The sequence below is a fragment of the Brucella pseudogrignonensis genome, from assembly GCF_031454375.1.
GTDB classification, from domain to species: domain Bacteria; phylum Pseudomonadota; class Alphaproteobacteria; order Rhizobiales; family Rhizobiaceae; genus Brucella; species Brucella pseudogrignonensis_A.
In genome coordinates this window covers 331493-354797 of sequence record NZ_JAVDQT010000003.1, presented here as the reverse complement: position 1 = coordinate 354797, position 23305 = coordinate 331493, and the positions used below count along the sequence as shown (strand labels likewise).

The window sequence follows — 23305 nt, the reverse complement described above, 5'->3', positions numbered from 1 at the left end:
GAATAGTTCGGCGCCCTGATCGCTTTGGATCGTTTTTGCAATCAAGCAAGTGGCGGAATACGCAGCACCTGACCCGGATAGATTTTGTCTGGATGCGTCAGCATCGGCTTATTGGCTTCAAAGATGATGTCGTTCTTTGCGCCCTTGCCTTTGCCATATTGGGCCTCGGCAATTTTCCAGAGATTGTCGCCCTTCTTGACCGTGTAGAAGACAGGTTCGGCACCCGTTGTCCCGGCACCATCAACTTTCAGTTCCGAGGCTTCCACCTTGGAAACACCGAGCGAGTTGCCGACAGCGATAATGGCTTTTTCAAAAGCAGACTGATCCTTCACATTGCCGGTCAGGACGGCCTTGTCGCCCTGCACGCTCACCTGCACGCCATCGGTGCCGAGATTATGCGAGTCGAGTTCCTTCTTCAGATCATCGGCTTTGGGTTCATTTTCGCCGAAACCAAGCTTGGTTCCAACTGACTTCACGAAATCGAAAATTCCCATGGGCAAATCTCCCTGTTGTTGCTACTCAGTCGTTGCATCAAACCCGTTATCGAAACCAGCGGGGCTTCCGGTCGGTCAATAGCCTGTAAGGTACAGCGCTCGTCAAATTGGTCAAGTGCCAATTCATCCCGAATTATCCAATGAGTACGGGCACTTAATTAGCACCTTAATAAGCTCTAGCGGCCCAGATTGGTCTTTGCCAGTTCGACGATTTCATCACCGCGACCGCTGATGATGGCTTTGAGCATATAAAGGCTGAAGCCCTTTGCCTGCTCGGCTTTGATTTTGGGCGGCATCACCAGTTCTTGCTTGGCTGTCACCACATCGACCAGAACCGGACCATCGTGAGCAAAAGCCTGCTTTAAGGCTTCCGGCAGATCTGCGGATTCCTCTACGCGAAAACCTTTGATCCCGATGGCTTCCGCCATGGCTGCAAAGTTCGGGTTTTCGAGGTCGGTCCCGGAGGTCAGATAGCCGCCAGCTTTCATTTCCATGGCCACGAAGCCAAGTGAGCCATTGTTATAAACAATGATCTTGGCGGGCAGATTGAGCTGCTTCAACGACAGGAAATCGCCCATCATCATGGTGAAACCGCCGTCGCCGGACAGCGAAACGACTTGTCGTTCCGGTGCCGCAGCTTTTGCGCCGATCGCTTGAAGCATGGCATTGGCCATAGAGCCATGATTGAAAGAACCGAGCAGGCGACGCTTGCCATTCATAGTGAGGTAGCGTGCAGCCCAGACGGTTGGGGTTCCGACATCGGCGGTAAAGATTGCATTCTCATCCGCAATCTCATCGATGAGACGCGTGAGATATTGCGGGTGGATCGGCTGGCCTGGTTTTGAAGGCGCTGCTAGATCATCCAGTGCCTCGCGCGCTTTCGTGTAATGCGTCTTTGCAGCATCGAGGAATTTCGTATTGCGACCGGATTTGAGCTTCGGCAAAAGGGCTGCGATTGTTTCCGACACATCGCCCGTCACACCCAATGTAAGCGGCGCACGGCGACCGATCTGAGACGGATCATTGTCGATCTGAATGATCTTTGCCTTGTCGGGATAGAAGTTGCGATAAGGGAAACTGGTGCCGAGCATCAGCAACGTGTCGCAGTTGAGCATGGCGTGATAGCCGGATGAAAAGCCGATCAGGCCGGTCATACCGACATCAAAGGGATTGTCCCATTCGACATGTTCCTTGCCGCGCAGCGCATGAACCACAGGTGCTTCAAGCTGTTCGGCCAGAGACACGACTGCATCATGCGCACCCGCGCAGCCATTGCCTGCAAGAATGGTGATCTTCTCAGAACCGTTGAGAATATCTGCGAGCTTTGCGACATCCCGATCTGACGGAACCATGCGTGGAAGCGAGATCTGCGTCCAGGTCTGCTTTGCACCTTCAGGTGCCTGCTTGAGCGCAACGTCACCCGGAATGACGATCACGGCCACGCCGCGCTTGCCGATGGCCGCACGCATGGCGCGGTTCAGCACTTCGGGCATTTGTGCAGGGTTGGAAACCAGCTCAACAAAATGGCTGCACTCGCGGAACAGTTCCTGCGGATGGGTTTCCTGAAAATAGTCGAGACCGATTTCGGATGAAGGAATATGGGCAGCAATCGCCAGCACAGGTTCGCGGTTGCGATGACAATCAAAAAGCCCGTTGATGAGGTGCAGATTGCCGGGCCCACAGCTGCCAGCACATACGGCCAGTTCGCCGGTAATGGCGGCTTCGGCACCCGCAGCGAAGGCTGCGGTTTCCTCATGGCGAACATGCATCCAGTCGATCTTGCCAAGCCGTCTGAGGCTGTCATTCAGTCCGTTGAGGCTATCGCCCGTAACACCCCAGATACGCTTAACACCTGCTTCGGCTAAAGTTCGAGCCAGAAGATCCGCAACAGTCATGCCCATGATTTTGCCCTTTCACAATCTTGAAGATCAAGTTAGGGCGCGGGGCTGATGTGGGAAGCCGTCAAACGGCATCAATCGATGCCGTTTGAATTGGAAAAGTTATTTTGTGCAACTCTCGATGAAACGCGCAAGATAGGCATCAAATTCCGCTGGTGTTTCGCGGAATGGCGCATGTCCCGCATTATCGATAACGTGGGTTTTACCTTCCCAAAGATTACCGAATTTTACCTTTGAGACGAAGTCGAGTTCGACGAAAGGTTCATCGCGCCCATTGACGACTGCAATGGGAAGCTTTGCTTGAGCGACGATGTCGCGCTGGTTGCCGCCGGTGCCAGCGGCAAATTTTTCAAACATGATGCGGCGGGCGCGGCCGTCGGTACGTGCAACAATATCGAGAAGTGACGCCTCGAATGGTTCGCCACAGGTGCTGCGTGCGCAAGAATCCACATCGCGTTCAGAGAAGACTTCCTGTCCGGCAAGCGCCATGTCTGGCCCGCTCTTGAACCCCTGCCCCACTTCCTCACGCGCCACAGGCGGCGTTCCGGTTATCATCAGACCACGCATTTCTGGATAGCGCTCAATCATCTCGATACCGATATGGCCACCAAGGGACCAACCGAAAACGACAGCATCGGCAATGCCGAGCTTCTGCATGACTTCCGTCATTGCATCCGCATAGCCTTCCATCGAATAGCTGCGATCGGGATCAATCGCATCGGAAGATTTGCCATGGCCCGGAAGATCAGGCGCTATCACGCGCCATTTCTTGCCGATTGCACCTTCGAGTTGTGGTGCGAAAATTGCGCCCGAACTTGAATTGCCATGGATCATTAGAAGAGGAGCGCCCTCGCCTGAACTTTCACGCACTGCAATGCGGCCATGGCTGGTTTCAAGCTCGTGATAATTGATTGTCATGTTGTCTGTTCCCAAAATGCGAATGGTCTAATCGTAAGAAACCTTGCCGCGGCCCTTCTTGATGTCCGAGCGGCCTGACTTGGCCTTGAGGCGGCGTTCAACCGAGCCTTTTGTCGGCTTGGTCTTTCTGCGTGGCGGCGGCGGTGGAACTGCTGCCTCCTGGATCAGCGCAATCATTCGCTCGCGCGCATCTTCGCGATTGCGCTCCTGCGTGCGAAAGCGGTTGGCTTCAATCAGTACATCGCCATCCTTGGTGCCGCGCTGACCTGCAAGTTTGAAAAGACGGGAAAGCACATCTTCCGGCAGACCGGACTGGCTTGCATGAAAACGCAGCTGCACGGCGGTCGAAACCTTGTTGACGTTCTGACCACCGGGACCGGACGAGCGGATAAAGCTCTCCTCAAGATGATCCTCGTGGATCGTCAGGCGGTTTGTGATGCGGATGATGGTGCGGCTTTCTTCCATAAGGACGAGTGATACACCGCTTTCTAACGCATGTCTCCCAAAAGTGGGAACCGGTTTTGGGATAAAGACATGCGCAAAAACAAATGGATAGAGCGAGCGCGGTGGATGCGATCAAGCGCGACACGCTCTATCCATTGCAAAAAAGAAAAACCCGGCCTTTCGGCCGGGCTTCCCCTCCTCCTCAGGATTTCATTTTCGTTTACTCGGCCGCAATCTGCGTCGCTGGCGCTGCATCGCGTACATCATGATCGACATGACTTTCGAATTTCTCGAAATTTGTCACGAACATATCAACCAGCTTTTGTGCTTGTGCGTCGTAAGCTGCCTTGTCAGCCCATGTCGAACGTGGATCGAGAATGGCGGTATCCACACCTGGCACTGCAACCGGAACAGCAAAGCCGAAATTCGGATCAGTGCGGAATTCGGCATCGTTAAGCGAACCATCAAGTGCTGCCGCAAGAAGTGCGCGGGTTGCCTTGATCGGCATACGCTTGCCGGTGCCATAAGCGCCGCCGGTCCAGCCGGTATTGACCAGCCAGCAATCGACCTTGTGTTCGGCGATCAGCTTACGCAGCAGATTGCCGTATTCCGATGGATGGCGCGGCATGAATGGCGCACCAAAGCAGGTTGAGAACGTTGCTTCCGGCTCGGTCACGCCCTTTTCAGTGCCGGCAACCTTTGCGGTATAGCCGGACAGGAAGTGATACATGGCCTGCGCAGGGGTAAGCTTGGCAATCGGAGGCATGACGCCGAAAGCATCAGCGGTCAGCATGATGATGTTCTTTGGCTGGCTGCCTTTGCCCGATGCAGATGCATTCGGGATGAAGTCGAGCGGATAGGCGCAGCGTGTGTTTTCAGTCAGCGAGACGTCATCGAAATCCGGCTGGCGGTTTGCATCCAGCACGACATTTTCCAGCACAGTGCCGAAGCGCTGCGTGGTTGCGTAGATTTCCGGCTCGGCTTCTGCCGAAAGGCGGATGGTCTTGGCATAGCAGCCGCCTTCGAAATTGAAGACGCCATGTTCGCCCCAGCCATGCTCATCATCGCCAATCAGCGTGCGGGTTGGGTCAGCCGAAAGCGTGGTCTTGCCTGTGCCGGACAGACCGAAGAAGACAGCCGTATCGCCGTTCGGGCCTTCATTGGCCGAGCAATGCATTGGCATGACGCCCTTGGCAGGCAGAAGATAGTTGAGCGCGGTGAAGACAGACTTCTTCATTTCACCTGCATAGGACGTTCCGCCGATCAACACGATCTTGCGGGTGAGATCGACTGCGATCACCGTTTCGGTGCGCACGCCATAGCGTGCAGGATCGGCCTTGAAAGAGGGCAGATCGATAATGGTCATTTCAGGCACGTAAGAAGCAAGCGCTGCTTCTTCCGGGCGGATCAGCAGATTGCGGATGAACAGCGAATGCCATGCATATTCAGTCACAACACGCGCATTGATCTTGTTGTCTTCGTCAGCACCGCCGATCAGATCCTGTACGAAAAGCTCCTTGCCCTTCGCATGGTCAATGAAATCGGCATAGAGAAGCTCGAAAGCCTCCGGCGTCATTGGTTTGTTGTTGTCCCACCAGACCTGATCTTCGGTGTTTGCATCGCGTACAACGAACTTGTCTTTCGGCGAACGACCGGTGTGCTGGCCCGTGCGTGCAACAAGCGCACCCTGTGCCGAAAGCTCCGCTTCACCACGACGGATGGTCTCTTCATAGAGCCGGGCCGGTCCAAAATTATAAAAGACTGCGGACAGTTCCTTCAATCCTGAAGTGGAAATGGAAGCGGCAGTATTATGGATGCCGATCTCTTTCATGGTCTCTCCGCCATATGGTTCAAAATTTGGTTGGCCCCGGTCTTTTTAAACGGGATGGCAGTCAGAAACAGATTAATTAAATTAAATCAAATATTTAATCGATTTAAAAATCTTGAAATTTTTTTAAATCGTTTAATTGATACGTTATGATGGCTATCCACAGTCTGGAACTGTTCTCGACTGTGTTAACCACACCGCTAACCATCGCGAAAAAAACCAAACGGTGGTCTTGCCGGTAAGTTGAGCCGTTGCCACATTTTGTACCTAATTTGTACTGCACAAGCGGCAGGACTGTAATAAGATCAACGCGCTTACCGGCGTTTGGTGATTTGAACCGCTGCTGTAACGGGGCGGTTAACAAAGGAGAAGGTTCGCATGAAGGAAGCTTCGGCAACGCAGACAATTGCGCTGGTCGACGATGACCGCAATATTCTGACCTCCGTTTCCATTGCTCTGGAGTCGGAAGGCTATCGCGTCGAGACCTATACCGATGGGGCTTCTGCTTTGGACGGTCTGATGACCCGCCCGCCGAACCTCGCAATCTTCGATATCAAGATGCCGCGTATGGATGGCATGGAACTGCTGCGCCGTCTGCGCCAGAAGTCTGACCTTCCGGTCATCTTCCTGACGTCCAAGGATGACGAGATTGATGAATTGTTCGGTCTTAAGATGGGCGCGGACGATTTCATAACCAAGCCGTTCTCACAGCGTCTTCTGGTCGAGCGTGTAAAAGCTGTTCTGCGCCGTGTTGCAGCGCGTGATGGCACCGCAAAGCCAACCGGACAGCAGGCAAAGTCGCTCGAGCGCGGTCAGCTTGTCATGGATCAGGAACGCCACACCTGCACATGGAAGGGTGAGCCGGTAACGCTGACTGTGACTGAATTCCTCATCCTGCATTCGCTTGCCCAACGTCCCGGCGTTGTGAAAAGCCGTGATGCGCTGATGGATGCCGCTTATGATGAACAGGTCTATGTTGATGATCGTACCATCGACAGCCACATCAAGCGCCTACGCAAGAAGTTCAAGTCGACGGATGATGACTTTGAAATGATCGAAACGCTTTACGGCGTCGGTTATCGTTTCCGCGAAGCATGATATAGAGATTAAATCGCCAGACATTTTCAGTCTGGCGATTGTTTCAGAAGGCAAGATTGCAGCGACATGGTCGCCGAAACCCGTAAAGACAGCGCGATGACGATGAGAGAACGCAGGGCACGGCGGCAACGCTCGCTGTTTCTGCGTCGTCTTTTTGCGCCTTTCAGCCGGTTTCTCGGTCAGTTCCTGTTTTCTAGCCTGACACGCCGCATTCTGTTTCTGAATATCGCGGCGCTTGGCGTTCTGGTTTCCGGCATTCTTTATATGAACCAGTTCCGCGAGGGGCTGATCGATGCCAAGATTGAAAGTTTGTTGACGCAGGGCAAAATCATTGCCGCTGCGATTTCGGCATCGGCGACGGTCGATACCAATTCACTGATGATCGATCCTGAAAAGCTGCTGGAGCTTCAGGCCGGGCAAAGCATTACCCCCTCGCCAGATTCTCCGGACAATTGGGAATTTCCGATCAATCCGGAAAAAGTTTCACCCTTGCTGCGTCAGTTGATTTCGCCAACCAGCACACGCGCCCGCATTTACGATCATTACGCTAATCTGCTGCTGGATTCCCGCTCGCTTTATGCACCGGCATTTGCTTCTGGCGGTCCTGTATTCCGTTATGATCTGCCCGCTATTGAAGAAGATGCACCGAGCACATGGGAGCGCTTTACCATGTGGTTCTCGCGTCTGTTTTACGGTGGTGGCTTACCGCTTTATCAGGAGCAGCCGGGGGGCAATGGACTTGCCTATCAGGAAATCGTTCGCGCATTGAGCGGCTCGCCGCAGACAGCGCAGCGCCGCAACCAGCAGGGCGAACTGGTGGTTTCGGTTGCCGTCCCTATTCAGCAATCGCGTGCGATTTTGGGTGTGCTGCTGCTTTCAACTGAAGGCGATGACATCGACAAAATCGTTCAGGGCGAACGCATGGCGGTTTTCCGTGTGTTTGGCGTTGTTGCGGCAGTTATGGTGATCTTGTCGCTGTTCTTGGCTTCGACTATTGCAAGTCCATTGCGCAAACTTGCTGCTGCTGCCGACCGTGTGCGCCTTGGCGTAAAAAGCCGCGAGGAAATTCCAGATTTCTCTGAGCGTCAGGATGAAGTGGGACATCTATCGACTTCCATTCGCGCGATGACTGACGCGCTTTATACGCGTATTGAGGCGATTGAGAGCTTCGCAGCCGATGTGAGCCACGAGCTGAAAAATCCCCTCACCTCGTTGCGCAGTGCTGTCGAAACGCTGCCGCTTGCAAAAAACGATAATTCCCGCAATCGCCTGCTTGATGTCATTCAGCATGATGTGCGGCGCCTTGATCGTCTGATCACCGATATTTCGGATGCATCGCGTCTTGATGCAGAACTTGCACGCGAACATTCTGACCGCGTCGATATGAAGACGCTGCTCAATAATCTGGTTCTTGCAGCGCGCGAAGTGCGACGCAATAAGATCGGCACCGAGATTGTCTTTAATACTGGCAAGCTACCTTCCGGCAAGAAGGGCTTCTTCGTTGCAGGACATGATCTTCGTCTTGGACAGGTGATCAGCAATCTGATCGAAAATGCGCGGTCTTTTGTGCCGGAAGATACGGGTCGTATCGTGGTGACGCTGAGCGGCGAAGGCAGTCGGGTGCGCGTTCTTGTTGAAGATAATGGCCCGGGCATTCCGATCGAGAATATCGAACGGATTTTCGAGCGGTTCTACACGGATCGCCCGGCTTCTGAGGCTTTTGGCCAGAATTCCGGCCTTGGTCTTTCGATCAGCCGCCAGATCATCGAAGCGCATGGTGGTACATTGAGTGCTGAAAATATCGTCAATGATGATGAACCGGATCAGATGAAGGGTGCACGCTTTATCGTTGATCTGCCAGCTATCGCGTGACGTGACATGACGCCGGAAGAACAGAAAAGTGGTCTTCACGCAACGACGGTGCAAATACGCGGTCGTGGCGTGATGCTGATGGGAAAATCGGGCGCAGGAAAAACAGAGACAGCACTGATGCTGATTGAGCGTGCGGCGGCTCGCGGGGAGCAGGCTTCACTCGTTTCTGACGACCGCACTTTGCTGCATGTGGACGGCGATAAGCTGATAGCCAGCGTTCCCGATTCTCTCGCTGGCGGTGTCGAAATTCGTGGAGCAGGTCTTTTCACTGTTGCTTATGTGAAACAGACGCCACTCGATCTTATTGTCATTCTCGTGAGCCGTGAAGAGGCGGAACGCTATCCAAGCGGCGAGAATTGGCAGTTTGAAGGCATCGAAATTCCGCGTCTGTTGTTGCCTGCACTCTCGTCAAACGGCGATTCTAACGCAGTTTCGCGTGCTATCGAGGCAAGCCTGTTTTATAAAACCTGGCCATAAGTGCTTCGCTGAAAGAAGTGCCCAACACTGCGGCATTTTGCTTTTTTCAAGGCAAATGTGAAATTTTTCACTTGCTATCAAGATTTGCAATGCCAAGATGCACAACTCGTCGGCTGGGTTCCGGCGATTTTTGTGTCATCTGCGCCTTTGAAGGGGTAAGCGGCGGGCACGCGACAGGAGCTTTTAAAGTATGATCGGACTCGTGCTTGTTACGCACGGAAGGCTGGCCGAAGAGTTTCTCCATGCTGTTGTGCATGTGGTTGGCCCGCAAGACAATTTCGAGACCGTTTGTATCGGTGCCGAAGATGACATGGAACAGCGCCGCCGCGATATCGTGGATGCGGTGGACCGCGCCGATAGCGGCAGAGGTGTTATCGTTCTGACAGATATGTTTGGTGGAACTCCGTCCAATCTCGCAATTTCGGTGATGGAAGAAGGCAAGATCGAAGTGATCGCAGGCGTGAACCTGCCGATGCTGATCAAGCTCTCCAGCGTTCGTATCGGTGGAGACATCAAGACAGCTCTGCGCGAAGCGCAGGATGCAGGACGCAAGTACATCAACGTCGCAAGCCAGGTCCTGACAGGAAAGTAATTCATGCATCCCACCGTGGTTGTTACTGGCGAATATGATGCCGATAGCGCTCTCTCTCGTTCATTTGAGATCGTCAATAAGCGTGGTCTGCATGCGCGTGCCTCGGCCAAATTCGTGCAGCTTGTGGATAGCTTTGATGCTCATGTCCGCGTCAGTAAGGACGGCATGACGGTGGGCGGCACGTCTATTATGGGCTTGATGATGCTGGCAGCCTCACCGGGCTGCTGCATCGAAGTGCGTGCATCGGGTGAACAGGCTGATGCGGTGCTTGATGGGCTTCAGGCGCTTATTGCTGATAAGTTTGGCGAAGAAGCCTGATATTCAAAAATATTGTTAAGTTGATATGCACACATAAAGAACTCTTTATGTGATGTTGTACTGACGCGAGTGATCTGCTAATCAAATGGCCAGTCGAAGCCCCTCCTCCGATATTCTTTATTCCGGGGCTTCAAAATCAATTTGATTGGAGCAGATGATGACCGCAAGTCAGGATTTCGTCGTCAAGGATCTTAGCCTCGCCGATTGGGGCCGCAAGGAACTCGATATTGCTGAAACCGAAATGCCGGGCCTGATGGCCGCGCGCGAAGAGTTCGGCAAATCGCAGCCGCTCAAGGGCGCACGTATTTCTGGTTCTCTGCATATGACGATCCAGACCGCTGTTCTTATTGAAACGTTGAAGGCACTGGGCGCTGATGTGCGCTGGGCGTCCTGCAATATTTTCTCGACTCAGGATCATGCCGCTGCTGCAATCGCTGCAACAGGCACGCCAGTGTTCGCTATCAAGGGCGAAACGCTTGAAGAATATTGGACCTATACCGACAAGATCTTCCAGTGGACGGATGGCGAACCATCCAACATGATTCTGGACGATGGTGGCGACGCCACCATGTATATCCTGATTGGTGCGCGCGCCGAAGCAGGTGAAGACGTTCTTTCCAAGCCTGAAAGCGAAGAAGAAGAAGTTCTGTTCGCGCAGATCAAGAAGCGTATGGCTGAAACGCCTGGTTTCTTCACGCGTCAGCGCGATGCGATCAAGGGTGTGACTGAAGAAACAACCACAGGCGTTAATCGTCTTTATCAGTTGCAGAAGAAGGGCCTCCTGCCCTTCCCGGCAATCAACGTCAATGACAGCGTCACCAAGTCGAAGTTCGACAACAAGTATGGCTGTAAGGAATCGCTGGTTGACGGTATCCGTCGCGGTACAGATGTGATGATGGCTGGTAAGGTCGCTGTCGTTTGCGGCTATGGTGACGTTGGTAAAGGATCGGCTGCATCGCTGGCTGGTGCTGGTGCCCGCGTGAAGGTCACGGAAGTTGATCCGATCTGCGCGCTTCAGGCTGCAATGGACGGCTTTGAAGTCGTAACCCTTGATGACGCAGCTTCGACTGCTGACATCGTGATCTCGACAACCGGCAATAAAGACGTCATCACGCTTGATCATATGCGTAAGCTGAAAGATATGGCGATTGTTGGCAATATCGGTCACTTCGACAACGAAATTCAGGTTGCCGGACTGCGTAACCTGAAATGGACCAATGTGAAGCCACAGGTTGATCTGGTCGAATTCCCGGACGGCAAGCGCATCATCCTTCTTTCGGAAGGTCGTCTGCTCAATCTCGGCAATGCAACCGGTCATCCAAGCTTCGTGATGTCCGCTTCCTTCACCAATCAGGTTCTGGGTCAGATCGAGCTCTTCACGCGTACTGACGCGTATAAGAACGAAGTCTATGTTCTGCCAAAGCACCTTGATGAAAAGGTTGCTCGTCTGCATCTAGACAAGCTTGGCGCTAAATTGACCGTGCTTTCGGATGAACAGGCCGCTTATATTGGCGTAACACCTCAGGGTCCTTTCAAGTCGGAACACTACAGGTATTAATTATCTGTTAACCATACTGCTACATCTTGTAGGCTGGGCAGTTTAACACTGCCCGGCCTTTATTTTTGCGCGTAACATGCTTCACGCGGAATCCCCGGAAGGGTATTGTGAAGACGAATCAATGTGTTTTGACGGGTGTTTGCGTTCAGCGTTTTTTGCCATTTGGGGTGGAAGACGGGTGGCGTATTCATCTGCAAAACATGTCTGTCTCTGTTGCATTTGGCGATGTGAGAGAGACAGAGTGACGTTTTTTGAAATACGGCAGCACCTTTTTTAAGGATCGACAGCCGGGCGGCGGAGACACGGAAGATATGCCAGAACTTGGCTCAACGGGGAGTTTGCAGAGTAAATCTGCAATCAGCGCAGGCAGGCACCTGAAAGCATCGCTTTCGCTTGGCTTCCGCCCTCTGAAACGGGTTGTTCTGAAGGCTTCAGTCTCTTTCGCCGCATTGGTTGCGGCTGTTCCAGCTTTTGCACAAGGCGCTGAAAACGCAACGCGTATTGCTTTGCCGTTTGGTGGCAGCGTGGGTGCTTTTGAAGTCATCCAGTTTTCGATTTTTCTGGGCGCTTTGGGCGCAGCCCTTCTCTCGGCTGGCTGGCTAATCCGGGATCGCTCGAAAACCGCACAGGAAAACAATGAGCTGCGCTCGCGCCTTTCAGATATGAATCTGGCGGCGCAGCGCAGCGAAGCGCTGCTTAATTTGAAAGATCAGCGCGCAATCGTCTGGGACGCTAATGGCGCACGCGCTGATGTTGTCGGCCAATTGCCGTTTGATAGCGGTGCGCCGCAGGATCGCTCACATTTTCTCGCTTTTGGCCGCTGGTTGCGCCCGCAATCCGTGACCGAGCTTGAGCGCGCGGTTTCTGCCTTGCGCGAACAGGCCCATGCTTTTGATTTGACGGTCGAAACTGGCAATGGAACTCTGCTTGACGTCTATGGCCGCACCTCGGGAAGTTTTGCCATTGTGCGTTTTCTGGGTCTTCAGGGCGTTCAGGCAGAACGCGCAGCGCTTCAGGCACAGAACCGCGAATTGTCTGAAAAGTTATCACTCCTTCGCCACCTGCTTGATCGTCTTGAGCAGCCGGTCTGGCTGCGCGGCGCAGATGGTCGCATGGAATGGGTGAACGCTGCCTATGCGCGTGCTGTGGATGCCGTGGACGGCACACAGGCCACATCTGAGCGTCGTGAACTTTTTGGTGCACAAGCGCGCCAGCGTTTGGAACGTGATCGATTTGCTGAGCCTGATCTCTATGAAAAACTGCCAGCGATTATACGTGGTGACCGCCGTGTGTTCGATGTGACGGATGTGAGTGCAGAGGCTGGTTCCGCCGGTCTTGGCTTTGATCTCAGTGAAGTCGAACAGATCCGTGAGGAACTGAGCCGTACGCTGAAAAGCCACGCGGAAACGCTCGACAAACTTTCTACCGCGGTGGCCATTTTCGATCCCGATATGAAGCTGCAATTCTTCAATCAGGCTTTTGTGTCGCTCTGGTCGCTTGATACGGCCTGGCTTGAAACGCATCCAAGCAACACATTGCTGTTTGATCGCCTGCGCTCGGAAGGCAAGCTTCCTGAGCAGCCAGAATGGCGCAAATGGAAGGATTCGCTCCTTGCTGCCTATCGCGCTGTCGAGCCGGAAGAGCACATGTGGCATCTGCCTGATACGCGCACTCTGCGTGTCGTTGCCAATCCGCATCCGCAGGGTGGCGTGACGTGGTTCTTTGAGAACATGACGGAACAGTTCCAGCTTGAAGCCCGCTATAACACGCTCATCAAGGTGCAGGGCGAAACGCTCGACCATCTTGGCGAAGCGGTGGCGGTGTTCGGCTCCGATGGTCGTCTGCGCCTTTCCAACCCGTCATTCGCTGATCTGTGGTCGCTTCCCGATGCAATCACCGTAGAAGGCACGCATATTTCGACCATTTCCAAGCTCTGCGGTCAGCGTGGCGGAGATGGCATCTGGGATGATTTTGTTTCCTCTGTCACCGGCTTCCTTGATGAGCGCAACGGCCGTATGGGACAGGTGGAACTGGATGACGGCATCATCCTTTCCTATGCCGTAGTGCCGCTGCCAAAGGGTCAGACGATGCTGACCTTCATTGATGTCAGCGATACGGTGCGCGTTGAACGGGCGCTCAAGGAAAAGAACGAAGCGCTGTCGCTTGCCGATCAGATCAAGAACGATTTCGTGCAGCATGTATCCTACGAGCTGCGCTCGCCTCTGACCAATATCATTGGCTTTACGGAACTGCTGCAAACACCTGCCTTTGGTTCACTCAATGAGCGTCAGCTCGAATATCTCGACCACATTGGCACGTCGTCTGCCGTGCTTCTGACCATCGTCAACGATATTCTTGATCTCGCGACCGTCGATGCGGGTATCATGCAGCTCGATATTGATGATGTTGCTGTGATGGATGAGATTTCTGCAGCGGCAAAGCGTGTGAGTGAGCGCCTGCAAGAGCACGACATCGCGCTCAATATCGAAATCGCAGACGATGTGGAGCTGTTCAGAGCCGATGCCAATCGCGTGCGTCAGGTACTGTTTAATCTCCTGTCGAATGCTTCCAATTATGCACCGGAAGGCTCGACCGTTTCGCTGCAAGTCGTGCGCGATGGCACGGACATTCTGTTTGCTGTGCATGATGATGGTCCGGGCATGCCGGGCGATGTGCTCGATACGGTTTTCAAGCGTTTTCAGGCCTATCAGAACGGCGGTCGCAGACGCGGCGTAGGCCTCGGACTCTCCATCGTGAAGAGCTTTGTCGAACTTCATGGCGGGCGTGTTGAAATTGAAACCGGAGCTGATATTGGTACGACAGTAATTTGTCGCTTCCCATCTGAAGCGCGCAGCTTCCGTGTTGCTGCCGAATAAGGTAAATGGGGCTTTATGAGCACCCCAATCAGTAGCCCGATAACCCATCTTGAATTGTTCCTGCCCGATGAGGCAGCAACGAAACGCTTTGGCGAGGATTTCGCTTTGGCGCTGGTCAAAGGCGACCTCGTAACCCTTTCGGGCGATCTCGGCGCCGGTAAATCATCGCTCGCACGCGCTGTCATTCGCGCGATTGCCGATGACGAGGGGCTTGAGGTGCCAAGCCCGACATTCACGCTGGTGCAGAGCTATGAGGCGCTGCGTTTGCCCGTTGCTCACGCTGATCTTTACCGGATTTCGCATGGCGAAGAGCTGGATGAACTGGGACTTGTCGAGTTTCTCGAAGATGGTGTTGTGCTATCCGAATGGCCGGAGCAGGCAGAGGGCTTTCTGCCGGAACCGAGCTTTGCCGTCACATTAACCCACGAAGGGGCAGGGCGTCGCATTGAAATTGCCGGACCGGAATCTGCAATCGCCCGTCTTGAGCGCACGCTGAAAATCCGCGACTTTCTTGAAAAGAACGACCGGGCAGGGGCCACGCGCCGTTATTTGCAGGGCGATGCTTCACCGCGCAAATATGAGATTATCGACAGTGCGCATGGCGTCGAAATTCTGATGAATGCGCCCGCGATGCCCTACGATCCGCCATTGCGCAACGGCAAGTCCTATCGTCAGCTTGCGCATATTGCAGAGAATATTCAGGCTTTCGTGGCTGTTGATGATCTGCTTGCGAAAAATGGCCTGCGCGTGCCGCAAATGCGCGCTGTTGATATTGATGCAGGACTGCTGATCCTCGAAAATCTTGGGCTTGAGGGCATCAGGGCTTCATCGGGTGAGCCGGTGGCTGAACGCTATGAAGCGGCTGGACGGTTTCTTGCGCATCTTCACGGGGTTCAGTGGCCGGATCATGCGCCTGTTGCAGGCTATCCAGATCACATCATTGCACTTTTTGATCGTGATGCGATGATGATGGAAGTGAGCCTTGTCGGGCAATGGTATGCGCCACGCATGATGGGTCGCAAGCTGACTGATGCAGAAGCACAGGCTTATGAAGCGGCATGGAACACGGTTCTCGACGCTATTGCCGATTGCGAGAAAAGCCTGCTGCTGCGCGATTATCATTCGCCAAACCTGTTCTGGTTTGAGGATGCGCAAGGCGCAAACAAGATTGGTACAATCGACTTTCAGGACGCGATGATCGGCCCTGCTGCCTATGATGTCGCGTCGCTGGCACTTGATGCTCGCGTGACGATTATGCCGGAGCTCGAAAAGGCAGTGGTTGATGCTTATTGCGATGAACGCCGCAAGCTTGGCCATGTGTTTGACGAAGCGGCTTTCCGCATGGCTTATGCCGCCATGGGTGCGCAGCGCAACGCCAAGCTTCTGGGTCTGTTCGTGCGGCTTGATGAGCGTGATGGCAAGCCGCATTATCTCGCGCATCTGCCCCGCATTCACGACTATCTTAGCCGCGTCTTAAAGCATCCGGTCATGGCGCCGGTCGCCCGCTGGTTTGATGATCTCGCATTGCTGGAGAAACAATGACACGTCCTGATACAGCGATCATGCTTGCAGCAGGTCTTGGCAAGCGTATGCGTCCGATCACCGAAACCATGCCCAAGCCGCTGGTTAAAGTTTCCGACAAGCCGCTGATCGATTGGGGCTTGGATGCGCTGGCGGGTGCAGGCGTTGAGAATACAATCGTCAATGTTCATTATTTAGCCGACCAACTGATCGACTATCTTGGCAGTCGCTCAAAGCCGAAAATTACGATCTCAGACGAGCGTGATCTGCTACTCGATTCTGCAGGTGGTATCGTGAATGTGCTGCCACAGTTAGGCGGCAAGCCGTTCTACGTACTCAATGCCGATACATTCTGGGTTGGTGATGAGGCGCAGCCGAATATTTCGGCGCTCGCGCATGTCTGGGACGATACCCGCATGGATATTCTTCTCATGACGGCGAGGCTCGATCAGGCAACAGGTTTTGAAGGCAAGGGCGATTTCGTTGCGGATGAAGAGGGCCGCTTGCGCCGTCTGCGTGATGTCGTAGGCGAACCGGTTATCTATGCCGGTGCAGCAGTTATTCATCCGCGTATTTTTGCCAAAGCTGAGCCGGGTGTTTCATCGCTCAACCGCTATTTTGATGAAGCCATTGCAGCCGGACGTCTTTATGGTATGCCCATGACCGGGCATTGGCTTACGGTGGGAACACCGGAAGCAATCGGCGAGGCGGAGGCTGTGCTTTCCGCAATTGCGTAAGGAGAGCATGGCGGAATGACCATTACTAGGCCGAAGCTTTTTTCCATTCCATCCGGTACAGCTTTTCTACCGGCCTTTGCCAAGGCACTTCTGGAAGGCCGCCTTATTGAAGGCTTTCCGGGTAATGCTTCTGATCCGCTGGCATTAGCGAACGCGACTATCTATGTGCCGACGCGCCGTGCAGCGCGTGCGCTGCGCTCCATTCTGGTGGATATGAATCCGGCTAAATCTGCGATCCTTCCGACCATTCGCCCGCTCGGCGATGTGGACGAAGATGCGGCTTTTTTCAATGCTGCCACAAGCGGCGTATTCGATCTTAATCCGCCAATTGGCAAGGCTGAACGGCTGTTGCTGCTGGCGCGGCTCATTCGTCCATGGCGAGAATCGCTGCCTGCGCATGTGCGGGCGCTGTTTGGCGTCGATGATGTTTCGGTTCCCGCAACGACCTCTGACGCGATTTGGCTTGCGCGTGATCTGGCTGGCCTGATGGATCAGGTCGAAACCGACAATGCCAAATGGAGTGAGCTTGCCAGCATTGCGCCCGATGATCTTGCCGATTGGTGGCAGGTAACGCTCGGCTTTCTCGATATTGTCACGAAACTCTGGCCGGAAATTCTGGAAGAGCGCAAGTTGTCTAATCCGGCAGCGCACCGCAATGAACTGATCTGGGGCGAGGTGCGGCGACTGCGTGATCATCCGCCGCAAGGGCCTGTGATTGCGGCTGGTTCCACAGGCTCTATTCCCGCGACTGCCGAGCTCGTTTCAGTCATTGCCCGACTGCCGCAAGGTGCTGTGGTTCTGCCGGGGCTGGACCGTGATCTTGATGAAGGCGCTTGGAACCTGCTGGTGGCTTCGGATGATAATCCATCCACCTTCGGCCACCCGCAATATGGTCTCCACAAGCTGTTGCAGGCTATTGGGGTATTGCGCGAAGATGTCGAGCATATCGAAGATATGCCGGTTAACAAGCGTGTGCTGGAGCGTGTGGTCAGTGAAGCACTGCGCCCGGCGGAAACCACGGATGCATGGAGCCTGCTGAACCGCGATGCGGATATGCGTCCTGAAGCATTGCAGCAGTCAGCTCAAAAGATCGATCTGATTGAAACCGCCAATGAGCGCGAGGAAGCGCTGGCGGTGGCCCTGGCGCTGCGCGATGCGATCAGCGATGAAAAAAAGACCGCCGCATTGGTTACTGCCGATAGAAATCTCGCGCGCCGCGTGGTGGGCGAACTCGCCCGCTTTTGCATCGACGCCGATGATTCCGGCGGCCGCCATTTGCGCGATATCGAAACCGCGACGCTGATGCGTCTCATGGTCGAAACGGTGTTCAACCCCGGCGATCCGGTGGCCCTATTAGCGCTGGTCAAGCACCCGATGCTAAGGCTTGGCGGCAAGCGCATAGAACGGCGACTGGCTGCGGAAACGCTGGAACTTGTGGCGTTCCGTGGCGGTACGGGCAGGGCATCGATCATTGATCTTCCCGCATTTTTTGACCGGCGGATGGAAGATAGCGCCAACCAGTCGTGGCTGCCAGCTTGGCATTCAACCGTCACGCCAGACATGATTGAGGCGGCGCGGGCGCTTTGCGTGAGCTTGTCGGAAGCTGTTGCGCCGCTTGCACCTTTTGCCACCATTAACCGGCGAACGGATATTGGCGAGATTACACGCGCAACTGTGGAAGCGCTGGAAAATCTGGCGCGTGATGAAAGCGAAAGCGTCACGCGTTATTATTCCGGTGAGCATGGCGAGAAGCTGGCTTCATTTCTGCGTCAGCTTGTGGCGAGCGAAGCGGGACTGGATTTTGAGGCTATTGAATGGCCCGCAATTCTTGAAGCTCTGATGTCGGGCGAAACCGTCAAGCCGCATCCGGGTGGCCATCCGCGCGTCTTCATCTGGGGTGCGCTGGAAGCGCGTTTGCAGACCATGGATACGTTGGTGATCGGTGGTCTCAACGAAGGCACATGGCCCGCCAAGACGCGCAACGACCCGTTCATGTCGCGCCCTATGAAGGCGATGATCGCGCTTGATCCACCTGAGCGCCGTACCGGCCTTGCAGCACATGATTTTCAAATGGCGCTTGGCATGGATCATGTGGTGCTGTCGCGCTCGCAGCGTTCTGATAATGCGCCAACCATTCCGTCGCGCTGGTTGCAGCGGCTTGAAACGGTGCTGGGTTCAGATGTGACCAAGGATATGCGCTCGCGTGGGCAACGTTTTATCCATTGGGCGCGTGAAATCGATCAGGCGCCTGATGTGCCTTTTGTCAAACGCCCGGAACCGGCACCACCTGTAAGCGCGCGGCCCAAGCATTTTTCTGTCACGGAAATCGAAACCCTTCGTCGCGATCCTTATGCGATCTTTGCCAGAAAAATTCTGAAGCTGCGTCCGCTGGAGCCGCTGATCCGCGATCCGGCAGCCGCTGAACGTGGAACGCTTTTTCACGACATTCTCGGACATTTCACGCAAGAGGGCATCGATCCGCTGGCACCGGATGCAGCCACGCAACTTAAAGAGTTTGGCCGACATTTCTTTGGCGAAATGGATCTGCCCATTGAGATCGAAGCAGTCTGGTGGCCGCGTTTTACCGCACTTATTCCGCAATTCCTCGAATGGGAGCGGGAACGCGCGTATAATGTTCAGACCCGCTTTGCTGAAATTTCGTCGGATAAGCGCGAGGTTGAAAGTCTTGGCATCACTTTGTCGGGTCGTGCCGATCGTATCGATCTGATGCGCGACGGAACTGCGGAAGTGATCGACTATAAGACCGGCTCCACGCCATCGCCACGACAGGCGCATGTCCTCTTGTCGCCACAGCTGGCGCTTGAAGCCGCTCTTCTCTCGCGCGGTGCGTTCCGCGAACTGGGTTCTGTTCGAGCGTCTGATCTGACCTATGTGCGCTTGCGGGCAGGCGGAGAGGTTAAGCCGGAATCGATTTTGAAGATCGGTCGGCCACCATCTGAAAAGACCGCACCCGCCCTTGGCGAAGAGGCATGGCAACGATTGGCGCAGCTGCTTGCTGAATATCAGAATCCGGCTAAGGGTTATCTTTCCCGCGCGCTTCCTTTTCGTGAGACAGATTTGACTGGCGATTATGATCATCTTGCACGCGTGCTGGAATGGTCCGCTGGTGGTGATGCTGGCGGGGAGGGTGGCGAATGAAAAAACAACGTGTCATTCCAAAGGAAACAATCGACGCGCAGGCCAGTGCCGCCAATCCATTGGCCTCTGTCTGGGTGTCGGCGAATGCCGGTTCGGGTAAGACTCACGTTCTGACCGAGCGCGTTATCCGGCTGCTGCTTGAAGGCACTGACCCGTCGAAAATCCTTTGTCTCACCTATACTAAGGCGGCAGCAGCCGTCATGCAGAACCGCGTCTTTGCGCGATTGTCCGAATGGGCAATGTTGCCGGATGAGGATTTGGCTGACAGGCTTATCAAGCTCGAAGGCAGGCGTCCGGGAGCGACACGGCTTGCCGTTGCACGCAGGCTTTTTGCGCGCGCGCTTGAAACGCCGGGCGGGTTGAAAATCCAGACCATCCACGCATTTTGCGAAGCGATCCTGCATCAGTTCCCGCTTGAGGCGAATATTGCAGGCCATTTCGAGATGATGGATGATCTCATGCAGGTGGCTCTTGTCGGCGAAGCACGACGCACCCTGCTTGAGACTGCACATGGCGGCGGTGATCCGGAACTGGCAAACGCCTTTGCCGATGTCATGCAGGCAGCAGGCGAGATGGGTTTGCAGGCACTGCTTGATGAGGCTGTTGGTCGCCGCAATGGCTTGCAGCAATACATTTCTGCGCTTGGTAATGCGGATGAGCGCAGCGAGACTTTGCATAGGCATTTCCGCTTTCGGTCAGATACGCGCGAAACTGATTTGCTGGATGATATGTGGCCGGTGCCGGAATTTTCCGACGATGCACTCGATCTCATTTTGTCGATCCAGAAGGGTGCGGCACGCGCACATGATTTTGCGTTGCAGCTCAAGCAATATGACAAGGTCAAAAGCAGCTTCGACAAGGAAGCCGTTCTGCGCGCTTCCTTCCTTAAAGCGACCGGCGAAGCAAAATCCGGTTCCTATGTTGGCTCGGCTGCCGTCAAAAAGCTGCTGCCGGATTTCGAGGAAGATTTTAATGCCGCAGCAATGCGTGTTGAACTTGGTCTCGACAAGATCAAGGAGCTGCGGCTTATCCGGCTAAATCTGGCCGCGCTCACACTCATTGATAATCTCCTGCAGCGCTATCATGATTTGAAGCGCAAGCGCGGCCTGCTCGACTTTGAAGACCTGATTACCCGCACGGTGGCGCTTCTGGCGCGCAATGGGGCAGGGCAATGGGTACAGTATAAGCTTGATCGCGGCATTGATCATATTCTTGTCGATGAAGCACAGGATACCAGCCCCGATCAGTGGCAGGTGATCCGCATGTTGTCGGAAGAGTTTTTCTCGGGCCTCGGTCAGCGTAATGTGCAGCGCACGCTGTTTGCCGTCGGTGATGAAAAACAGTCGATCTATTCGTTTCAGGGCGCTGTACCGGAAGACTTTGCTGCACAGGGCAGGGCGGTTAGCCTCAGAGCACAGGATGCAGAGCTTAAATTCGAGCGCGTCAGCCTCAACTTCTCGTTCCGTTCGGCTCCTGATGTTTTGCAGGCCGTGGATGAGGTATTTGCGCGTCCAGAGGCCAATCGCGGCTTGTCAGGTGCCACTGTTCACTCTGCCATTCGCGATAATGAGCCGGGCGAGGTGGAAATTTGGGACATGCTGACGCCGGAAGTGGTAGAGGAGCCCGACGACTGGCGCGTTCCGGTCGATCATTTGCAAGCTCCTGCTATCAAACTTGCCGAGCAGATTGCAGCAACCATTCGCTACTGGCTTGATCGCGGCGAAACCATTCCGGGCCAGAACCGCAAACTTGCGCCGAAAGATATTATGGTGCTGGTTCGTAAGCGCGATCAGTTTATGCCAGCGCTTTCGCGCGCACTCAAAGAGCGCCATGTGCCGGTGGCTGGTGCCGACCGGCTCAAGCTTACAAGTCACATCGCCATTCAGGATTTGATGGCGCTGGGGCGTTTCGTGTTGCAGCCGTCAGATGATTTGTCATTGGCTTCGCTTCTCAAAAGCCCGCTATTTGGTTGGGATGATGACAGACTGTTTTCGCTCGCCCATCCGCGTAAGGGGGCCGAAACGCTGTTTGAGCGGCTCTATCATGCTTCACTTGAAGACCCGGCATTGATCGGCGTTCATAAGACGCTGAGCCGTTGGCGCAATATGGCCGACACCATGCCGATCTTCGAATTCTATGCGCGGATTCTCAGCGCAGATGGTGCAAGGCGCAAGCTTCTGGCGCGGCTTGGGCCGGAAGCGGGCGATATTATCGATGAATTCCAGAACTATGCGCTTTCGGCTGAACGCGCTGGTCTGCCGGGTATGCAGGCATTTTTGGAAACGCTTGATGCAGCCTCGCCGCAGATCAAGCGCGAACTTGATCAGGGCCGCAACGAAGTGCGTATCATGACGGTTCATGCCGCCAAGGGGCTTGAGGGTGCTGTGGTGTTTCTGGTTGATCCAGGCAATGCCGTCTGGAGCGGAACACGCGCGCCCAAGCTGATCCCGTTTGATCTCAGCAATGACGGGCCACAGGTGAAAGGCTATCTTTGGCAACCCAATGCTGGCTACCAGACTGGCTTTTTGGCGTCTCAGATTGAAGGTCTGAAGGCCCGTGCGGAAGAAGAATATCGCCGCCTGCTCTATGTAGGCATGACGCGTGCTGAAGATAAGTTGATTGTCTGTGGCTATCGTGGTTCGCGTGAAAGCGGCGAGACATGGCATAGGCTGGTTGAAGATGCGCTCACAGCCAAGGCTGAGACCTTTGTGCATCCGGTCTCGGGTGTTGCCGCCCGGCGCTATCGCAACACGCCGCGCGGTCTCACTGAGATTGCAGAGCCGGAAGTGGAAAAGGCGGCAGAGCTGCCGCCGCTGCCGCTCGACTATCTGAAGCCCATAAAGCCGGAACCGGGTCTGCCGCGTCCGCTGGCGCCATCGGGAGCATCAGCACTGATTGAAGCGGATGAGGAGCCACCGCTTGATACGCTGTCGCCGGTTCTGGGACAGAGCGGCGAGAGGTCTGCATTTGCGCTCAGACGCGGTACGGCGATCCATATGCTGCTGCAATATCTGCCAGAAGTGTCCGTGAATGAGCGCGAGAAGCTTGCACAGGACTATCTGGCACGCATCGCTGCCGACTGGCCAGAAGCTGAACGCACGAAAGCCTGGGCGAGTGTCGCAACTATCCTCGCCGATCCGAAATTCGCGCCGGTTTTTGCCAGCGGATCGCGTGGTGAAGTGGCGGTCATGGGCACGATCAATCTCGGCGGAAAAGATCATGCCGTCTCGGGCCAGATCGACCGCATCAGCGTTGATGAAAACCGCGTGCTGATTGTGGATTATAAAACCAACCGTCCGCCGCCAAAGACCGTTGAAGCCGTACCTTTTGCCTATCGTGCGCAGTTGGCACTTTATCGCGAATTGCTTGCGCCTCTTTATCCGGGAAGGGTTGTTGAAGTGGCTTTGCTTTTCACGGAAGGCCCGTATTTGCTGCCATTGCCGGAAAACGTGCTCAATGAAGCATTGAAGGCTCTCAGTGACTCTCAAGGAAAGGTTACTAACTAGTGGTCTGAT

Annotated in this window: 16 protein-coding genes; 11 read left to right on the top strand and 5 right to left on the bottom strand. The window is 54.6% G+C overall.

The genetic code is table 11. The annotated features are described in order from the left end of the window. Positions 1 to 41: 41 nt before the first annotated feature. The 5 genes from lysM to J2782_RS12470 all read right to left on the bottom strand — a co-directional run bounded on the left by lysM (position 42) and on the right by J2782_RS12470 (position 5585). A complete protein-coding gene (gene lysM / locus J2782_RS12490) occupies positions 42 to 494 on the bottom strand; it encodes a peptidoglycan-binding protein LysM (protein WP_007872476.1) in 453 nt (150 codons plus the stop codon). A gap of 176 nt (positions 495 to 670) precedes the next feature. Further along, positions 671 to 2395 carry a ubiquinone-dependent pyruvate dehydrogenase gene (poxB, locus tag J2782_RS12485; RefSeq protein WP_310012999.1) on the bottom strand — a complete coding sequence of 575 codons (1725 nt, stop codon included), beginning with the start codon at positions 2393 to 2395 and terminating at the stop codon, positions 671 to 673. A 99-nt stretch (positions 2396 to 2494) separates the two neighbouring features. Further along, a complete protein-coding gene (locus J2782_RS12480) occupies positions 2495 to 3310 on the bottom strand; it encodes an alpha/beta fold hydrolase (RefSeq protein ID WP_310012997.1) in 816 nt (271 codons plus the stop codon). Between the two features lie 27 nt (positions 3311 to 3337). Beyond that, positions 3338 to 3775: an alternative ribosome rescue aminoacyl-tRNA hydrolase ArfB gene (gene arfB, locus J2782_RS12475; RefSeq protein WP_310012994.1), complete on the bottom strand. Its 438-nt coding sequence runs from the start codon at positions 3773 to 3775 to the stop codon at positions 3338 to 3340. 199 nt (positions 3776 to 3974) lie between these two features. Beyond that, positions 3975 to 5585: a phosphoenolpyruvate carboxykinase gene (locus J2782_RS12470; RefSeq protein ID WP_310012992.1), complete on the bottom strand. Its 1611-nt coding sequence runs from the start codon at positions 5583 to 5585 to the stop codon at positions 3975 to 3977. A gap of 375 nt (positions 5586 to 5960) precedes the next feature. Here J2782_RS12470 and J2782_RS12465 point away from each other — a divergent pair, with 375 nt between their 5' ends. The 11 genes from J2782_RS12465 (at position 5961) to addA (ending at position 23296) form a co-directional block, all read left to right on the top strand. Further along, the gene (locus J2782_RS12465; protein WP_250039417.1) at positions 5961 to 6680 is read left to right on the top strand and encodes a response regulator transcription factor; all 720 of its coding nucleotides are present in this window, start codon (positions 5961 to 5963) and stop codon (positions 6678 to 6680) included. Positions 6681 to 6746: 66 nt separating this feature from the next. Next, a complete protein-coding gene (locus J2782_RS12460) occupies positions 6747 to 8552 on the top strand; it encodes a stimulus-sensing domain-containing protein (protein WP_310012991.1) in 1806 nt (601 codons plus the stop codon). Positions 8553 to 8558: 6 nt separating this feature from the next. Then, positions 8559 to 9029 (top strand): HPr kinase/phosphorylase, encoded by a 471-nt coding sequence (locus J2782_RS12455; protein ID WP_310012985.1) that lies wholly within the window; start codon positions 8559 to 8561, stop codon positions 9027 to 9029. Positions 9030 to 9219: 190 nt separating this feature from the next. Further along, positions 9220 to 9621 (top strand): PTS sugar transporter subunit IIA, encoded by a 402-nt coding sequence (locus J2782_RS12450; RefSeq protein ID WP_250039414.1) that lies wholly within the window; start codon positions 9220 to 9222, stop codon positions 9619 to 9621. A 3-nt stretch (positions 9622 to 9624) separates the two neighbouring features. Further along, positions 9625 to 9939, top strand: a complete 315-nt coding sequence (locus J2782_RS12445; protein ID WP_250039413.1) for an HPr family phosphocarrier protein — start codon at positions 9625 to 9627, stop codon at positions 9937 to 9939. Between the two features lie 157 nt (positions 9940 to 10096). After that, positions 10097 to 11497 (top strand): adenosylhomocysteinase, encoded by a 1401-nt coding sequence (gene ahcY, locus J2782_RS12440; protein WP_310012980.1) that lies wholly within the window; start codon positions 10097 to 10099, stop codon positions 11495 to 11497. A 311-nt stretch (positions 11498 to 11808) separates the two neighbouring features. Further along, on the top strand, positions 11809 to 14373 hold the full coding sequence (locus tag J2782_RS12435; protein WP_310012977.1) for a sensor histidine kinase: 2565 nt from the start codon (positions 11809 to 11811) through the stop codon (positions 14371 to 14373). Between the two features lie 15 nt (positions 14374 to 14388). Beyond that, positions 14389 to 15915 carry a tRNA (adenosine(37)-N6)-threonylcarbamoyltransferase complex ATPase subunit type 1 TsaE gene (tsaE, locus tag J2782_RS12430; RefSeq protein ID WP_404989630.1) on the top strand — a complete coding sequence of 509 codons (1527 nt, stop codon included), beginning with the start codon at positions 14389 to 14391 and terminating at the stop codon, positions 15913 to 15915. Continuing rightward, a complete protein-coding gene (locus tag J2782_RS12425; RefSeq protein WP_310012974.1) occupies positions 15912 to 16631 on the top strand; it encodes a nucleotidyltransferase family protein in 720 nt (239 codons plus the stop codon). Before tsaE ends, J2782_RS12425 begins: the two co-directional genes overlap by 4 nt. 15 nt (positions 16632 to 16646) lie before the next feature. Continuing rightward, entirely contained in the window at positions 16647 to 19790 is a 3144-nt protein-coding gene (addB, locus tag J2782_RS12420; RefSeq protein ID WP_310012971.1) for a double-strand break repair protein AddB, read from the top strand. Beyond that, the gene (gene addA, locus J2782_RS12415) at positions 19787 to 23296 is read left to right on the top strand and encodes a double-strand break repair helicase AddA (RefSeq protein WP_310012967.1); all 3510 of its coding nucleotides are present in this window, start codon (positions 19787 to 19789) and stop codon (positions 23294 to 23296) included. Before addB ends, addA begins: the two co-directional genes overlap by 4 nt. The last annotated feature ends 9 nt before the right edge of the window (positions 23297 to 23305 follow it).

Bases quoted from the DNA above. Each gene is read 5' to 3' on its own strand.
- ahcY (WP_310012980.1), top strand. From the start codon at position 10,097: ATGACCGCAAGTCAGGATTTCGTCGTCAAGGATCTTAGCCTCGCCGAT.
- J2782_RS12460 (WP_310012991.1), top strand. From the start codon at position 6,747: ATGGTCGCCGAAACCCGTAAAGACAGCGCGATGACGATGAGAGAACGC.
- lysM (WP_007872476.1), bottom strand. From the start codon at position 494: ATGGGAATTTTCGATTTCGTGAAGTCAGTTGGAACCAAGCTTGGTTTC.
- J2782_RS12465 (WP_250039417.1), top strand. From the start codon at position 5,961: ATGAAGGAAGCTTCGGCAACGCAGACAATTGCGCTGGTCGACGATGAC.
- poxB (WP_310012999.1), bottom strand. From the start codon at position 2,395: ATGGGCATGACTGTTGCGGATCTTCTGGCTCGAACTTTAGCCGAAGCA.
- J2782_RS12455 (WP_310012985.1), top strand. From the start codon at position 8,559: ATGACGCCGGAAGAACAGAAAAGTGGTCTTCACGCAACGACGGTGCAA.
- J2782_RS12480 (WP_310012997.1), bottom strand. From the start codon at position 3,310: ATGACAATCAATTATCACGAGCTTGAAACCAGCCATGGCCGCATTGCA.
- J2782_RS12425 (WP_310012974.1), top strand. From the start codon at position 15,912: ATGACACGTCCTGATACAGCGATCATGCTTGCAGCAGGTCTTGGCAAG.
- addB (WP_310012971.1), top strand. From the start codon at position 16,647: ATGACCATTACTAGGCCGAAGCTTTTTTCCATTCCATCCGGTACAGCT.
- arfB (WP_310012994.1), bottom strand. From the start codon at position 3,775: ATGGAAGAAAGCCGCACCATCATCCGCATCACAAACCGCCTGACGATC.
- J2782_RS12470 (WP_310012992.1), bottom strand. From the start codon at position 5,585: ATGAAAGAGATCGGCATCCATAATACTGCCGCTTCCATTTCCACTTCA.
- J2782_RS12450 (WP_250039414.1), top strand. From the start codon at position 9,220: ATGATCGGACTCGTGCTTGTTACGCACGGAAGGCTGGCCGAAGAGTTT.
- J2782_RS12445 (WP_250039413.1), top strand. From the start codon at position 9,625: ATGCATCCCACCGTGGTTGTTACTGGCGAATATGATGCCGATAGCGCT.
- addA (WP_310012967.1), top strand. From the start codon at position 19,787: ATGAAAAAACAACGTGTCATTCCAAAGGAAACAATCGACGCGCAGGCC.
- J2782_RS12435 (WP_310012977.1), top strand. From the start codon at position 11,809: ATGCCAGAACTTGGCTCAACGGGGAGTTTGCAGAGTAAATCTGCAATC.
- tsaE (WP_404989630.1), top strand. From the start codon at position 14,389: ATGAGCACCCCAATCAGTAGCCCGATAACCCATCTTGAATTGTTCCTG.